Raw genomic sequence first — 15,193 nt, forward strand, 5'->3', positions numbered from 1 at the left:
ACGCGCTAGGATGCAGGCGTGATGCGGAGCGAGGCCCGGACTGCGGCCCAGGGGGGCGGGGCGAGATGGCGGATAGCCATGCTCGTCGCGATGGGCCTGCTTGGCGCCGCCGTCCTCGTCGCCCTGATCGTCACGCTCGGCAACGCCAATCGCCAGCGTGACCGCGCGCTCGAACTGCAGGCGCACAGCTATGACGTGATGATCCTCGCCCGCACGCTGTCGGGGACGATCGCGCGGTCGGAGGCATCGCTCGGGCGCTACGTCATCAGTGGCGACAGGCAGCTGGGCCAGCTGTACTTCGACGAATGGCTGCTCGCCGGGACGCAGATCGACAGGCTCGACCGGATCACCAACGACAACCCCGAACAGCAGCCGCGAGTCGACCGGCTCCGCGCCGCGTATGACTCACGCGGCCGAGAGCTGTCGCTGACCGCGCTCAACACGAGTTACGGCAAGAACGGCCAGGCACTCGCGCGCTATTATCAGGCGCGGAAATCGCCGACGCTCGCCGAGATCAACACGACGCTCGACACGCTGATCGCCGGCGAGCGCGCGCTGCTCGACGACCGGACCACGGCGGCGATGGGCTCGGTCGAGCGGTCCAGCTGGGTCGCGGGCGTGCTCGCGGTGTTCGGCGTGCTGATCGTGCTCGGCGCGATCCTGCTAGGCTGGTTCACAATCCGCGCGGTCGGCGAGCGTGCCACCGCACTGGCCGACGCCGAACTCGAACGTGAGCGTGCCGACGAACTGACCACCGCGGTCGCCGCCGCCACCGCCGAGCTGCGCGTCCAGGAAGCCAAGCTGCGCCAGATCCAGAAGATGGAGGCAGTCGGCCAGCTGACCGGCGGCATCGCACATGATTTCAATAACATGCTGGCGGTCGTGCTCGGCGGACTGGAACTCGCGCGGCGCTGTCTCGCGACCGATCCCGTGGCTGCGCGGCGCCATATCGACAGCGCTACCGAAGGCGCGAACCGGGCCGCGGCGTTGACCCGCCGGCTACTCGCGTTCAGTCGCGAAGACTCGCTCAAGCCCGAGACGATCGAGGCGGCCAAGCTCGTCGCGGGCATGTCCGACCTGCTCGACCGGACGCTCGGCGATGCGATCACCTTGGTCTCGCGTGATGAGGCGGCCGGCGGCTGCGTGCGAGGCGATCAGGTACAGTTGGAGAATGCTGTTCTCAACTTGGCGGTCAACGCGCGCGATGCGATGAACGGCCGGGGCACACTGACCATCGTCACCGGTGCGACGACGCTGACGGCGGAACAGGTCGGCCAATGTGTTGCCGGCGACTATGTGACGATCACGGTAGCCGACGATGGCTGCGGGATGACGCCGGACGTTGCCGAGCGCGTGTTCGAGCCGTTTTTCACCACCAAGGGCGTCGGCAAGGGTACGGGGCTCGGCCTGAGCCAGATCTTTGCGCTCGTCCGGCAATTGCACGGCGAGGTCGGGCTCGTGTCCGCCCCCGGCGAAGGCACCGCGGTTACCCTGTACCTGCCCCGCGCTGCTGCTCCCGAAGTATCGACCCCTTCGGTGCCGGCGGCCTTGGTCGAGCAAGTCGCAACGGTTTCCGACGCGCTGGAGATTCTGGTAGTCGAGGACGATCCTCGTGTGCTGGCGGCGACGGTCGGGGCGCTTGAGGAACTCGGCCACCGGGCGATCGCGTGCGATGATCCGTTCGCCGCGCCCGCGCTGCTCGCTGCCAACCCGTCGATCGGCCTCATCATCACCGACGTGTTGATGCCGCGCCAGACCGGACCCGAGATGATCGCCGCGCTGTCGCCGCTTTATCCGCACATCGCCATATTGTTCGTGACTGGGTTCGCGGGCGAAGTGAACGTCGCCCAGTTTGGCGGGCACGAGGTGTTGCGCAAACCCTTCACGCTGAACGGCCTGGAGCGCGCGGTCGTCACTGCGGTCGCAGCCGATCGCGCCGTCACTGGCGACGTGAACGCGCGCGACCAAGTCGCTGCCGAATAGACGCTCGCAGGCGCTATGCGATTGAGGATGACGCCCCGCCCCGCCGCCCCTATACCCGCGCGACCCAGCAGACCGAGCTCAACCCGCGCATGAAATCCATCGACCGCTACATGGCCCGGCTGATCGCGGTGCCGCTGTTCTCGACGCTGCTTATCGCCGTCATGTTATTCGTGCTCGATCGCATGCTCGGGCTGTTCAATTTCGTCGCGACGCAGGGCGGCCCGATCAGCGTCGTGTGGCGGATGCTGGCCAACCTGCTGCCGGAATATCTCGGGCTCGGCATTCCGATCGGGCTGCTGCTCGGCATCCTCCTCGCCTTCCGCCGCCTGTCGACCTCGTCCGAGCTCGACGTCCTGCGCGGCGTCGGCATGAGCTACAACCGGCTGTTGCGCGTGCCGTACATGTACACGATCGCACTCGCGCTGCTGAACCTGGCGATCGTCGGCTATGTCCAGCCGATCGCCCGCTATTATTACGAAGGGCTGCGGTTCGAACTGCGCACCGGGGCGCTCGGCGCGTCAATCAAGGTCGGCGAGTTCACCAATCTGGGCTCGCGGATGACGCTGCGGATCGAGCAGAGCAAGGACAAGGGGCGCGAACTGTCCGGGATCTTCGTCCACGCGTCGAGCCAGAATGGTGACTGGCTGGGAGTGACCGCGGAGAAGGGCAAGTTCCTGGCGACCGACGATCCCAACGTCATCATCTTCCGGCTCGCGAACGGCACGCTCGTCCACAACCGGCCCGAATTCAAGACGCCGCGCGTGCTGACCTTCACCAGCCACGACCTGCCGATCAACCTGCCCAAGTTCGAGAGCTTCCGCAGCCGCGGCGGCCGTAATCTTGAATACACGCTTCCGGAGCTCGCCAAACAGGGTCAGCGCGGTGCGACGCTCGTGCAGCGCGACGGCAGCCGTTCCGAATTCCATTTCCGCCTCGCTGAAGTGGCGACGATGTTCCTGTTGCCGCTGCTCGCGCTCGCGCTCGGCGTGCCGCCAAAGCGGTCCTCGTCCGCGCTCGGCGTGTTCCTGTCGATCGTGATGATCGTCACCTATCACAAGGTGAACCAGTATGCGGCGGACGTCGGCGAACTCGGGCGGATCGACCCGATCATCGCCTTGTGGGTGCCGTTCACGATCTTCGCCGGCCTGATCTTGTGGATGTATTACACGATCGCGTACGTCCCCGGCGGGCAACCGATCGGTGCGCTGGAACGCGTCTTCTCGAAGACGTTCAAGGCGATCACCAAGCGCATTCCGGGCTTCCGGCCAAAGTCGCAGGCGAGCAAGACCGTATGAAACTCGTCAGCTTCTTCCCGTCGCGCACGGTCGCGATCTACATGGGCCGGATGTTTCTGGTGCGGACGTTCGCAGTTCTTGCCGCGCTCGTGTTGGTGCTTCAGGCGCTCGACCTGCTGAGCAATTCGGGCGACATCCTCGCCTTTCCGGGCAATGGCGACGCGCAGGTCTGGCATTACGTGTCGCTGCGTGCGCCACAGATCGTCTCGCGCTTTCTGCCATTCTCGGTCCTGCTCGGGACGATCCTGACGTTGATCACGATGAACCAGAATAGCGAGATCGTTGCGTTGAAGGGCTCCGGCCTGTCCGCACATCAGGTGCTGGCGCCGTTGCTGGTAGCGAGCCTTGGCGTGGCGGTGATCAGTTTCGTCTTCAACGACCGGGTCGTGGCGCGGGCGACGGCGACGCTGAACCAGTGGCAGAAGGTCAATTATGGCAAGCTGCCGATCGATCGCGGCGACCGTGCGAACGTATGGGTGCGTGACGGCGACGATCTGATCGAGGTGGCGCAGATCCGGGGGCGCGGCGATGCGACGCGGCTCGGCGGGGTCACGCTCTACGATCGCACCGGGGGCAATCTGGTAGCGATCCTGCGCGCGGATCACGGCAAGCGCGTCGCGCATGGCTGGGAGGTCGGGCCCGCGAACCGGTTCGACGTCAAGAGCGGCACAGTTCGTAACCTGGGGCTGGTCGTCATCGCCAAGGACGTGCGGCCCGATCAGTTCACGCTCGCGAGCGTCGACGCGGATGGCCTGTCGTTCGGCGCACTCAAATCCGCGATCAGCGACCTGTCGGATGCCGGGCGTCCGACCAAGGCGTTGGAGGGGTCGCTATGGCACAAGCTGTCGGGGCCGCTGTCGTCGGTACTGATGCCGCTGCTAGGTGCCGTCGCCGCATTCGGTATCGCGCGATCGGGCAAGCTGTTCGTGCGCGCGGTGATCGGGATGGGACTGGGGTTCGCCTTCTTCGTCGCAGATAACTTCGCGTTGGCGATGGGCAATTTGGGAGCTTACCCGCCGTTCCTCGCCGCGTGGGCGCCGTTCCTGCTATTCTTTCTGATCGGCGAAGCGGTGCTGATCCGGTCCGAGGAATAACCGGACGGCATCTCACATAAGCTTGTTCTCCCGCGAAGGCGGGAGCCCAGTCAGGATCCCCGCCTTCGCGGGAAACAAGCTTGGATCAGCGGCGGACCATCGTGCTGCGGGCGATCTTGCTGACCAGACCCGGCAGACCCGGATAGCTTGCCTTATGATACGGCGACATCGCATCCAGTTCGGCCGAAATCCGGCGATGTGCCTCACCCAGCGCATGATAGGGCAGCCCCGGCAACAGATGATGCAGCGCGTGATAGCGCAAACCTACCGGAGCCCACAGCGCGGGCAGCATCGCTGGCGGCGGCACGTTGACCGTATCTAGATACTGCGCGGTCACCGTCATCGGCTCGCCGTCATTCTCCCACAGATGCGCCACCAATGTACGGACCTGGTTGAGCACGGCGAACGCCGAAGCGACGCCGAGGGTCGTCAGGAACGCACGCAGCGGCAACACGCCCGCGACAGTAATCCCAATCAGCGTCATCGCCCACAGGCTCGCCGCGATCTCAAGGCGGTTCCAATACGCCTTGGCCTCGCCTTCTGGCGCACGACGACGGAATTGCGGATTGATCGCCAACGCCGAATAGCGCTCGACCACCATCGTCCGCAGCTTCGGCGACAGCAGCGACAGCGGCGACAGGATCGCGAACCGGACGATCAGCGCGATCGGCGCCAGCGCCGACACGACGATGAACAGCGGCAGCGTCCACGGCTTCATCAACGCGAGCGGCAGATATTCGGGGTCTTCGACCGTGCCATAGCGCGTCTTGGCGTGGTGAAGGTTGTGCACGCCCTCATACATGAACGACGGCGTCATCATTGGCACGCCGACAAGGATGTTCCAGCCGAGCCGGAAGTTCGGGACCGCCGCATGCTTCATATGGCTGACTTCGTGGATGAAGCTCAGCCCGCGGTACAGGCCGAGCACGGACGCGATCGCGGCGATCACCGCCACCGCCATCGAGTCGCTCGTTGCCGCTACGAACAGCGCGCCATAGCCCAGCACCATCGACGCGATCAGGTCGGCCCAATACACCGCCGGCCGGGGCTTCACGAGATCGCGCGTCAGGTCGGCCGCAGCGCGCAACATCGCTTTGTCGTCGGCGATACGCACGACGCCCGCGCCGGGTGTTGCTGAGGCGCTGGGGTTTGCAAAGGCTGGAGCGGCCGTGCCGCGAGCGAGGCTGAGCGAGGTATCCATGGGCATGTCCATTGCCCGAAGATAGTGGCCGCAGCGTGGCATTTACAGGTTGCGCGCCAGTCTCCGCGCGAGGAAACCCGATCACTCTGACCAGGTTTGGCGATGACTCACGTGTCACTCGCCTTTCCCCCTGGCGCTGGCTAGACACGCTCCACTGCGTTTTCGGGAACGACACATGGCCAAACTTACTATCCGTCCGGTCGAGACGAAAAAAGACCGCAAGATCTTCGTCGATTTGCCGTTCCGCCTCTATGCCGACGATCCGCATTGGGTGCCGCCGCTGAAGACCGAGGCGCTCGGGCTGATCACGCCCGAGAAGAATGGCTGGTTCAGCCATGCCAAGGCGCAGCTATTCCTCGCCGAGGAAGATGGCCGGGTGGTCGGACGCATCTCCGCGCATATCGATACGCTCGCACTGACGATGCCGCCCGAGCAGGGCTTTGGTCCCGGCGTCGGCCAATGGGGGCTGATGGAGGCCGAGCGGCAGGACATCTTCCAGGCGCTGCTCGCGCGCGCCGAACAGTGGCTGCGCGACCAGGGCATGACGCGCGCGATGGGCCCGATCAGCATGTCGATCTGGGAGGAGCCGGGTCTGCTGATCGACGGCTTTGATCACTCGCCGACGATTATGATGGGCCATGCCAAGCGCGAATATCGCGGTTGGATCGAGTGGGCGAACTATCGTCCGATCAAGCAGCTGATGACCTATGAGGTCGACGTCACGAAGCAGTTCCCGCCGATCGTCCAGCGGATCATCAAGTCGGGCGAGAAGAACCCGCGGATCACCGTCCGCAACGTCGACAAGACCAGGTTCGAGGAAGAGGCGGCGATCATCCTGTCGATCCTCAACGATGCGTGGCGCGACAATTGGGGGTTCGTCCCCCTGACCCCGCCGGAGATCAAGGACGTCGGCGTGAAGCTGAAGCCGATCGTCTTCAACGACCTGATCCGCATCGCCGAGCTGGACGGCAAGCCGGTTGCGTTCATGATCACGCTTCCCGATCTGAACGAGGCGATCAAGCCGTTGAACGGCAACCTGTTCCCGTTCGGCTGGGCCAAGCTGTTGTGGTGGCTGCGCAAACCCAAGGTGCGGACGGTACGCGTGCCGCTGATGGGCGTGGTGAAGGAATTGCAGGCGTCGCGGATGGCGAGCCAGCTGGCCTTCATGATGATCGAATACATCCGCCGCGCCTCGGTCGAGCATTATGGTGCGAGCCGGGCCGAGATCGGCTGGATCCTCGACGACAACCAGGGGATGCGGTCGATCGCCGAGACGATCGAGAGCCGGGTGAACAAGGTGTATCAGGTCTACGAACGGACGCTGTAGGGGCAGGGCTCGTTTGAGTCCCCCATCAATGCCGAAGAAACATGTTTGTCCGCGAAGGCGAAGACTCAGTCTGGGCTCCCGCCTTCGCGGGAGAACAAGGAGGCCGGGAGCAACGACTCGTTTGGAGCCCTACTCCCGCTTTCCCTTGCCGAACGGGATCTTCAGCGTGACCGCCACCCCCTGCCCGGTCGCGCCGGGCAGCTCGGTGCGGATCGCGTGGACATTGCCATTGCCGCCGCCGGGCAGGCGAAACGAGAGCGGATCACCGCGCGGCGGGACGATGGGCTGGGGTAGCGCTTCGAGACGCTGATCCGTCGGTTTTGCGCAGACGACGATCTCGCCACTCCCGGACTCCGTCGGGCACGGCGTCGAGACCCGTGGCGCGCGCTTGCGAAGTTCCAGCGGGAGTGGCGGCCCGGCTACCGCTTGAAGCAGGAGCAGGCCGACCAGCATCTAGAACCTCCGCGATATCCCCGCATAAAGCCGCGCATCGGGCGCTGCATCGTTCAGTCCCGCCGCTCCGAGCACGTCGAACTGAAGATCATCGGACGCCGACCAAGCGAGCGACAGCGCCGCGACCGTCTGAGTCGCATGCTGCTCGGGATCGTCGTCGCGCAACGCCTGCAACTCGCCGGTCAGCGTGAAATCCTTGTCGAGCTTTACGGCCAAACCGGCAGCGGCGCTGTAAGCGAGGTGGCGGCCGTTGCCATCCTGATCGACCGCGGCGTCGATCTCGGGGCTCAGGTCGAGCGATACCGTGTCTGACAGCTCGTAGGTGACCGGGATCAGGAACCCGGCGCCCCAATCGCCCGCACCGACCGAGGATCGCCCGACCGGCAACGTTACATAGGGCAACACCGCGACGGAGAAACCCGAGCCGTCGGGATTGTACAGATTGGCCTTGAGTCCGAGCGACACGTCGCCGACGCCGTCGACCGTATCAACACCGGTCGAATCGCGCATCCGGTCATGTCCGAACGGCGTCCAGCCGACACGCGCCTCGATCGTATCGGTGACGCCAATGCGAACCAGCGTATCGCCGATCAATATGTTGTCGTCGCGCGAACCCGGCTGATCATCGCGCGTCCAATCGGCGATCGATGTCTCGACCGAGATGCGGCCCGGCGCCATCGTGCAGGCGGGGGTGTCTATCCCCGGTCGCTCGGGGCAATATTCGCGCTCCTGTGCGCTAGCACCCGTCGCATATAGCGCTGCGAACGACAGCAGGGCGACCGAAAGCACCTTCACCGCAACCGGACCCAGGTCGGTGCATGGTCGCTGGCCTTTTCACGGCCCCGATAGGCCTTGTCGACGCCGGCATCGATCATCCGGTCGGCGGCCTGCGGGCTGAGCAGTAGATGGTCAATGCGGAACCCGGCATCGCGCTGCCATGCGCCCGCCTGGTAATCCCAGAACGTCCAGATGCCGCCTTTCGGGAATTGCGTGCGAAGCGCGTCCGTCCAGCCCTCTGCGACAAGAGCGCGGTAATGCTCGCGGCTTTCGGGTTGCATCAAGGCGTCGTCCTGCATCGCGCGGACGGAGAAGGTGTCGTCGTCATTGGCGATGACGTTGTAATCGCCCGCGAGAATCGTCGGCTTTTCCTCGGCAAGCAGCACGCGTGCGCGGTCGGCAAGCCGGTCCATCCAGCGGAGTTTATAATCGAATTTCGGGCCGGGCTGAGGATTGCCGTTGGGCAGGTACAGCGCGGCGACGATCAGGCCGTCGACTTCGGCCTCGATATAGCGGCTGTGCTCATCCTCCGGTTCGCCTTCGAGGCCGCGCTGCCGCACCAAGGGCGTGCCGCTCTTTGCGAGGATCGCGACGCCGTTCCATGCCTTTTGACCGTGCCAGACCGCGCCGTAGCCCGCGGCTCCGATGTCGGCGATCGGGAAGGTGTCGTCGCTCGACTTCAGCTCCTGGAGGCAGACGATGTCGGGCTGGTCTTCGGTCAGATATTCGATCAGGCGCGGCAACCGCGCCTTGATGCCGTTGACGTTGTACGTGACGATTTTCACTACCGTCAGACCGAGAAGCTGGAGCCGCAGCCGCAACCGGACGCTGCGTTGGGGTTCTCGACGCGGAAGGCGGCACCGGCGAGCGACTCGACGTAATCCACCGCGCAGCCTCGAACCAAGTCGATGCTCACGCTGTCGACGACGAGCTTCACGCCGTCATGCTCGGCGATCACGTCGTCGGACTCGACCGAATCGGCGAACCCGAACTTGTACTGGAACCCGGAACAGCCGCCGCCATCGACCGAAAGCCGGAGGATCGCCGGCTTCCCCTGTTTGACGGCGATCGCGGCGACGCGTGCCGCAGCGGAGGGGGTGAGGATGATGTCTTGAACCAGCGTTGCCATGCTATGGAGATAGGAGATCGAGTAACTTGCGGCAACCTCATGCTCGACGGCGCGTGGCCTGTCGAAGTTCCACCGTCCCCACTTGATCGCTCAATTCAGCGAAAGCTGGGATCTTATACTGATGGTCCGTCCTTGTGGACGGAGATGCCAGCTTTCGCTCGGACGACGGGGGTGCTGAACGATAATCCGTCCCCGTGGGTCGAGGTCCCGGCTTTCGCCGGGATGGCGGGGGTGTGGCTCAAATTGTCCGTGCCCGTGTTCGTGCGTCAGTCCTGTGCGGCGGGGCCGCCGGTGGAGACGGGGATCGCGTTGACCGAGCGGTCCTGTGCGGCGAGCAGGTAATCCGCGGTCGTCAGGAACGGGATCGGGTTTACGGCGTGGCCGTCGATACGGACTTCATAGTGAAGATGCGGGCCGGTCGAGCGGCCGGTGGAGCCCATCAGCGCGATCAATTGTCCACGGGTCACGCGTGTGTTGTCGGCGACGAGGATCTTCGAAAGGTGGCCGTAGCGCGTCGCGATGCCCTTGCCATGGTTCAGCTCGACCATGTTGCCATAGCCGCCCTGGCGACCGGCATGCGCGACGATGCCGTCGGCGGTGGCGTAGATCGGCGTGCCGACCGGGCCGGGAATGTCGACGCCGGCATGCATCGCCGCCGTCCCGCGGAACGGATCCGAGCGAATGCCGAAATTGCTGGTGAACGACAGCGAATGCACCGGCTGCACCGAGGGGATCGCGATCACGCCCTGCTGCAGCGTGTCGAGCTTCTTCCAGGTCTGGAACAGCGTGCGGAACTGCGCGTCGGCACGCAGATCGGCGCTGGCCTCCTCGCTGTTCGCGGCGATCAGCGGGCCACCCATTGCAACGGCGCGTTGCTTGGCGACACGCTCGGGACGCAGGCCGAGCTGGCGTACGGTAGCGGTGGTGGCGGCATAGCGCTGGTCGAGCAGCTTCTGCGCGACGCCGGCCAGCTGGACCTGATGGCCCTCGACCTTGACGAACGGCTTCACGACATCAGCGGCGAGACGGTCGGCGGCGGGATCGATCGACGGGGTGGCAAGCGCCAGCGCCTTTGCGTCGCCGGTACCGGTCAGCGCGGCGGCGATCAGCGCCTGGCGGTGGTCGACGCGCTGGGCGTGTGCCTGTGCGGTCTCGCGGATGGTCGCGACGCGCTGCTGCATCTGACCGATCTGGTGTTGCATCCGCGCGATCTGCGCATCGGTTTCGGCAGGCTTGACGGCGCCGGCAGCGGCAACCGCGCCATAGCCGGAAAAGCCCAGCGTCACCGCGCCGATCGCGGCCATTGCAACCTGACGACCTGCGCCAAGGCTGATGCGACGGACCGAACTGCCGTCATGAATGAGAAAATCGCGCGTCGCGAACACCGCCTTGAGGCGCGTCACGATGGCTGCAGCGGTAAAATCGACCATTGGTCCCCGACAAAAAAATGCAGGGCCGTTCGCCCCCAAGCGGACGGCTCCGAAACTCTGTCCTGACTCGCAGCCCCTCCGCGCACCAGACAGGAAGAGTTAGGCCGGATGCCGCGGACTTGGGCAAGAGCGCGAACCCTATCGCGCGGCGGAGCGGCAGGTTGATACGGCGAGTTGATGCACGTTGGGTGGAACGATGACGTCAGCGCGAGAAAAACCACGAATCTGCAAGGGGTTCAAAGCGCCTTTGCAGCCGCCAGCACAGCATCCGCATGGCCAGGAACGCGAACCTTGCGCCATGCTCTGGCAAGCGTGCCGTCGGCGGCGAACAGGAACGTCGCGCGCTCGATGCCCATGTATTTGCGGCCGTACATCGCCTTCTCGACCCAGACGCCGAACGCTTCGCACGCCGCGCCATCGACATCACTGGCAAGACGGACCGTGAGCGCGTGCTTGGCGGTGAATTTCGCGTGGGAGGCGACCGTGTCCTTCGAGACGCCGACGACCTTCACCCCCGCTGCGTCGAACGCGTCGGCGAGCGCGGAGAAGTCCTTGGCCTCCGTGGTGCAGCCGGCGGTGTCGTCCTTCGGATAGAAATACACCACGAGCGGCGCACCGAGACTTACGAGCGATACGACCGAATCGTCGATCGTGACCGTCACATCGGGAATTTTCGCGCCGTCATCCATCCTGCTCTCCCGTCACCTGTGCCCAGAACCGGCGGACGTCCTGCCGTGTCGCGTCCAGCGTGGCAACCACCGCTGCCCAGTCCGCGACGCCGATCGCGCGCGCGATCAGCTCCTCGGTCGCGTGTCCCGGCGGTGCGGCGTCGGGGGCGACGAGGCGGAGCGTGACGAGCAGCCGGGTCAGCACGTCGTGCGCAGCGCGCAACGTCGGCGGGACAAGACCTTCGTCCGCCAGCCGGTCGATCGCCGTGCCGAGATTGGGATCGAAGCCGGCACGACTGACCAGCTGGACGACATGCACCGCAAACTCCAGATCGACGAGACCTCCCGGAAGGAGTTTGGCATCCAGCGGCCCCTTGGGCGGCTTGTGCGCGGCCATGTCCGCGCGCATCGACCGGGCCTCGGCGACCACGTCACGGGTCGGGCGACCGCCCTCCAATACACGGCACACGATCGTCGCCACCGCGGCGCGCGCGTCCGGCGAGCCGAAAACGGGGCGGGCGCGGGTGAGCGCCATATGCTCCCATGTCCACGCATCCTCGCGCTGATAGCGGGCGAAACTGTCGAGCGTGACGACCAGCGGCCCCTGCCCGCCCGACGGTCGCAGCCGGGTGTCGATCTGGTAGAGCGGCCCCGCAGCAGTCGCGACCGACAGCGCCGCGGTAACGCGCTGGGCGAGGCGGTTATAGTACAGCGTCGCGCCGAGCGGTTTCGAGCCGTCGGACTCGGCGGCAAAATCACCCGTAAACAGATAGATGAGGTCGAGATCGGAAGCGTGCGTGAGCATCGCGCCGCCCATCCGGCCGAGCGCGAGGATGACGAGCTCACTGCCCGGCACGACACCATGCGCCTTGGCGAACTCGTCGATCGTCGCGCGCGCGAGCACGCCGATCGCCGCCTCCGCCACCCGCGCATAGCCGGCGGCGACGTGGAGCGGATCGGACGCGCCCGCAACGATCTGTGCCCCCAGTGCGAACCGCAACTCGCCGACGACCCGGCGGACATGATCGAGCCGCGCCTGATAATCGCCGCCAGCGTCGCCGGCGCGCATCGCCGCCTCCAACGCCCCGATATCGCCGACCGGTTCGAACGCGGTCGCGTCGATCAGGCCGTCGAGCAGGCCCGGCCGTCGCCCGAGATCGTCGGCCAGCGTCGGCGCGTGGCTGAGAATCGCCGCGAGCAACGTCGCCAATCCCGGTCGCGCCTCCAGCAGGCGAAAGATGTTGATCGCGCTGGGCAGGCGTTCGAGGAGCGCATCGAGGCGCAGCAACGCCGCCTGCGGAACGGGCGCGGTCGCAAACGCCGTCACCAAGGTCGGCAGTACGGCCTCCAGCGCCTCGCGGGCTGCAGGGCTGCGCAGTGCAGGGTATGCCCCGCTTCGCCACGCCTGGATCCGCTGTCGTGCGGGCTCGGGCTGGTCGAACCCGGCTGTGGCCAGATCAGCCTCCAACGTCACCGGGTCGTGCGAGAAAGCGGGACGCACCGTGTCGTCGAGCGCATCGTAGATCCGCCCGGTTGCGGCCACGCGGGGCGCGAGCAACGCCAGCAGCGCGTCCGTGCCTTCCACGCCATGAAGCTTCGCGACACGATCGAGAGCGTCGCCGATCGGCAGCGCGTGCGTCTGGCGATCGTCGATCATCTGGACACGATGTTCGATCGTCCGCAGCAGCGTGTAGCCCTCGATCAGCGCCTGCGAATCATCGCGGCCGATCCAGCCAGCCTCAGCCAGGAGCGCAAGCGCATCGCGGGTCGCGGGTGCGCGGACGCTTGGATCGCGACCGCCGTGAATCAACTGGTGGATCTGCGCAAAGAACTCCGCCTCGCGGATCCCGCCCCGGCCGCGCTTCAGATCGTAGCCGGGACCGAACGCCTGCCCCTGCGAATGGTGGTCGCGGATCCGTGCGGAGATACCGCGGATCTCGCCGATCGCGCCGAAATCGAGCGCCCGCCGCCAGACGAACGGCCGGATCGCATCGAGAAACCGCTGGCCCAGCGCGATATCGCCCGCCGCCGCCCGCGCCCGGATGAACGCGGCGCGCTCCCACGGCAGCGCCTGCGCCTCGTAATAGCCGATCGCCGCCTCGACCGGCAGAACGATCGGCGTGATTTCCGGCGACGGCCGCAACCGCAGGTCGACGCGCAGGACATAGCCATCGCCGTCGCGCGCCTGAAGCAATTCGACGACGCGTTTGCCGATCCGCACGGCCGCCTGCTCTGCCTCCTCGCGCGGTTTCCGGGGCAGCGTCGCGGGATCGAACAACAGGATCGGATCGATGTCCGACGAATAGTTGAGCTCGCCGCTGCCCTGCTTGCCGAGCGCGATGCCGACGAAGCCGAGCGGCTCGGCACCGGGCGTCCGCTCCTCGATCGCGGCACGGATCGCAGTATCGAGCGCATGGTCCGCAAAGCCGGTCAGCGCTCCGGTAACGGCGGTCAGATCGAGTATGCCTGCCAAGTCGCCGATCGCGACGTTGAGGGCGAGCGCGCGGCGTTCAAGCCGAAGCCGCTTACCGACCGACATCGCCGGATCGGCGCTCGACAGCGACAGGTCGAGGCGTCCTGCGGAAAGGGATTCCGCCAGCGCGGGCTCGCGGTCGAGGACCATCGACAGGAACGGCGACCATAGTCGTGCGCGACCTACCGCGTCGTTTATCGCAGGTTCATATTTATATGCAGTCATTACGACATACTATAGAAACCACTTCGTGCATGTCACGACAAAGCAACGAAAGTCATGATCGGGCGTTATGACCGGCATGACTTACTCGCAGCTCACGATTCAACGCGACGGTGACGGCTCACAGGTCGTGCGGCGCCCACGTGTAACGGATGTAATTGGTCATGCGCTCCGCGGCGCCTTCGACGAACCCCGCGGTCTTCCCGATGACATGGCCCGCGCGCTGCGCAGTCTCGATGCCGGATCGCCTCGCCTGAACTAGCGCAGATCGACGTTCGGGTGGTTTGACCGGTTCGACCTGTCTTTCGTCATGCCGGGCTCACTCTGACATCTTCGGTGCCGCGAAATCGGTGCGGTTTGGTTTGCGGAACCTCGGCCCCCGGAACATATCCAGGGTAAAGAACCGCGGATCGCCTCAGCGGCCGCGGCTCAGTTCTTCGACGTCGCCCATGATGGTGTCGAGCGCAGTCTTGCTCGTGTCGGTCTCATGGTCGCGGCGCGAGGGCAGCGATCCATCGCTGAGGATCGTTTCGAGCGCCACACGGCCACGCGCGACCCGGCTCTTGATAGTGCCGACGGCGACGTTGCAGATCTCGGCGGCCTCTTCATAAGCGAAGCCGCCGGCTCCGACGAGAATCAGCGCCTCACGCTGGGGCTGGGGCAGGTGCATCAACGCGCGCTGCATGTCGCCGAGTTCGACATGACGATCCTGGCTGGCTGGTGCCGCTAGGATGCGATCGGCGACCAGATCGTCCCATTCGCCCTTGAAGCGGGCACGACGCATCTGGGACAGATACAGATTGCGCAGGATGATGAAGGTCCAGGCGCGCATGTTCGTGCCAGCCTGGAAGCGCAGACGCGCGGCCCATGCCTTCAGCAGCGTTTCCTGTACCAAATCATCGGCAAGATCGCGGCTACCCGACAGCGAACGCCCAAACGCGCGGAGGTGCGGAATGACTTGCGCGAGCTGAACCTTGAACTCGGCGTCGGACAGCGAGACGTGCTCCACCGGCGCGACGACTTCGTCGATATCGTCCTCGGCGTCGGTACGCGGAGCAGGCTGGGTCATGGAAATCCGATCAATCCCGATGGAAGACTGTCGTCGACGTACGACGAGCATAAGCGCACGCGGCGGCCATTG

Annotated in this window: 13 protein-coding genes; 4 read left to right on the top strand and 9 right to left on the bottom strand. The window is 65.6% G+C overall.

Going from position 1 to position 15,193, the window contains the following annotated elements; all coding sequences use genetic code 11:
- Positions 1 to 21: 21 nt before the first annotated feature.
- From AC3D24_RS06890 to lptG, 3 genes are all read left to right on the top strand, one after another.
- Positions 22 to 1,983 carry an ATP-binding protein gene (locus tag AC3D24_RS06890; RefSeq protein WP_489029305.1) on the top strand — a complete coding sequence of 654 codons (1,962 nt, stop codon included), beginning with the start codon at positions 22 to 24 and terminating at the stop codon, positions 1,981 to 1,983.
- An 89-nt stretch (positions 1,984 to 2,072) separates the two neighbouring features.
- Positions 2,073 to 3,278 (top strand): LPS export ABC transporter permease LptF, encoded by a 1,206-nt coding sequence (gene lptF, locus AC3D24_RS06895; RefSeq protein WP_489029306.1) that lies wholly within the window; start codon positions 2,073 to 2,075, stop codon positions 3,276 to 3,278.
- The gene (gene lptG / locus AC3D24_RS06900) at positions 3,275 to 4,372 is read left to right on the top strand and encodes an LPS export ABC transporter permease LptG (protein WP_489029307.1); all 1,098 of its coding nucleotides are present in this window, start codon (positions 3,275 to 3,277) and stop codon (positions 4,370 to 4,372) included. Before lptF ends, lptG begins: the two co-directional genes overlap by 4 nt.
- 85 nt (positions 4,373 to 4,457) lie before the next feature.
- Here the strand turns inward: lptG and AC3D24_RS06905 are convergent, their stop codons facing one another.
- The gene (locus AC3D24_RS06905; protein WP_489029309.1) at positions 4,458 to 5,573 is read right to left on the bottom strand and encodes a fatty acid desaturase family protein; all 1,116 of its coding nucleotides are present in this window, start codon (positions 5,571 to 5,573) and stop codon (positions 4,458 to 4,460) included.
- A gap of 175 nt (positions 5,574 to 5,748) precedes the next feature.
- Here AC3D24_RS06905 and AC3D24_RS06910 point away from each other — a divergent pair, with 175 nt between their 5' ends.
- Positions 5,749 to 6,900 (top strand): N-acetyltransferase, encoded by a 1,152-nt coding sequence (locus AC3D24_RS06910; protein ID WP_489029310.1) that lies wholly within the window; start codon positions 5,749 to 5,751, stop codon positions 6,898 to 6,900.
- Positions 6,901 to 7,029: 129 nt separating this feature from the next.
- Here the strand turns inward: AC3D24_RS06910 and AC3D24_RS06915 are convergent, their stop codons facing one another.
- The 8 genes from AC3D24_RS06915 to AC3D24_RS06950 all read right to left on the bottom strand — a co-directional run bounded on the left by AC3D24_RS06915 (position 7,030) and on the right by AC3D24_RS06950 (position 15,121).
- The gene (locus tag AC3D24_RS06915) at positions 7,030 to 7,353 is read right to left on the bottom strand and encodes a hypothetical protein (RefSeq protein WP_489029312.1); all 324 of its coding nucleotides are present in this window, start codon (positions 7,351 to 7,353) and stop codon (positions 7,030 to 7,032) included.
- On the bottom strand, positions 7,354 to 8,148 hold the full coding sequence (locus AC3D24_RS06920) for a transporter (protein ID WP_489029314.1): 795 nt from the start codon (positions 8,146 to 8,148) through the stop codon (positions 7,354 to 7,356).
- Complete coding sequence (gene xth, locus AC3D24_RS06925; RefSeq protein WP_489033086.1) at positions 8,145 to 8,915, bottom strand: exodeoxyribonuclease III; 771 nt, start codon at positions 8,913 to 8,915, stop codon at positions 8,145 to 8,147. Before xth ends, AC3D24_RS06920 begins: the two co-directional genes overlap by 4 nt.
- Before the next feature lie 5 nt (positions 8,916 to 8,920).
- On the bottom strand, positions 8,921 to 9,259 hold the full coding sequence (gene erpA / locus AC3D24_RS06930; RefSeq protein WP_489029316.1) for an iron-sulfur cluster insertion protein ErpA: 339 nt from the start codon (positions 9,257 to 9,259) through the stop codon (positions 8,921 to 8,923).
- Between the two features lie 266 nt (positions 9,260 to 9,525).
- A complete protein-coding gene (locus AC3D24_RS06935; RefSeq protein ID WP_489029318.1) occupies positions 9,526 to 10,689 on the bottom strand; it encodes a M23 family metallopeptidase in 1,164 nt (387 codons plus the stop codon).
- 236 nt (positions 10,690 to 10,925) lie between these two features.
- Positions 10,926 to 11,378, bottom strand: a complete 453-nt coding sequence (locus AC3D24_RS06940) for a peroxiredoxin (protein WP_489029320.1) — start codon at positions 11,376 to 11,378, stop codon at positions 10,926 to 10,928.
- On the bottom strand, positions 11,371 to 14,055 hold the full coding sequence (locus tag AC3D24_RS06945; protein ID WP_489029321.1) for a bifunctional [glutamine synthetase] adenylyltransferase/[glutamine synthetase]-adenylyl-L-tyrosine phosphorylase: 2,685 nt from the start codon (positions 14,053 to 14,055) through the stop codon (positions 11,371 to 11,373). Before AC3D24_RS06945 ends, AC3D24_RS06940 begins: the two co-directional genes overlap by 8 nt.
- Positions 14,056 to 14,467: 412 nt before the next feature.
- The gene (locus AC3D24_RS06950; protein ID WP_489029323.1) at positions 14,468 to 15,121 is read right to left on the bottom strand and encodes a sigma-70 family RNA polymerase sigma factor; all 654 of its coding nucleotides are present in this window, start codon (positions 15,119 to 15,121) and stop codon (positions 14,468 to 14,470) included.
- Positions 15,122 to 15,193 lie beyond the last annotated feature (72 nt).

The organism is Sphingomonas sp. SL1004, assembly GCF_057815015.1.

Excerpts from the sequence above, each read along its gene's own strand:
- AC3D24_RS06890 (WP_489029305.1), top strand. The coding sequence starts at position 22 with ATGCGGAGCGAGGCCCGGACTGCGGCCCAGGGGGGCGGGGCGAGATGG.
- lptF (WP_489029306.1), top strand. The coding sequence starts at position 2,073 with ATGAAATCCATCGACCGCTACATGGCCCGGCTGATCGCGGTGCCGCTG.
- lptG (WP_489029307.1), top strand. The coding sequence starts at position 3,275 with ATGAAACTCGTCAGCTTCTTCCCGTCGCGCACGGTCGCGATCTACATG.
- AC3D24_RS06905 (WP_489029309.1), bottom strand. The coding sequence starts at position 5,573 with ATGGATACCTCGCTCAGCCTCGCTCGCGGCACGGCCGCTCCAGCCTTT.
- AC3D24_RS06910 (WP_489029310.1), top strand. The coding sequence starts at position 5,749 with ATGGCCAAACTTACTATCCGTCCGGTCGAGACGAAAAAAGACCGCAAG.
- AC3D24_RS06915 (WP_489029312.1), bottom strand. The coding sequence starts at position 7,353 with ATGCTGGTCGGCCTGCTCCTGCTTCAAGCGGTAGCCGGGCCGCCACTC.
- erpA (WP_489029316.1), bottom strand. The coding sequence starts at position 9,259 with ATGGCAACGCTGGTTCAAGACATCATCCTCACCCCCTCCGCTGCGGCA.
- AC3D24_RS06935 (WP_489029318.1), bottom strand. The coding sequence starts at position 10,689 with ATGGTCGATTTTACCGCTGCAGCCATCGTGACGCGCCTCAAGGCGGTG.
- AC3D24_RS06940 (WP_489029320.1), bottom strand. The coding sequence starts at position 11,378 with ATGGATGACGGCGCGAAAATTCCCGATGTGACGGTCACGATCGACGAT.
- AC3D24_RS06945 (WP_489029321.1), bottom strand. The coding sequence starts at position 14,055 with ATGACTGCATATAAATATGAACCTGCGATAAACGACGCGGTAGGTCGC.
- AC3D24_RS06950 (WP_489029323.1), bottom strand. The coding sequence starts at position 15,121 with ATGACCCAGCCTGCTCCGCGTACCGACGCCGAGGACGATATCGACGAA.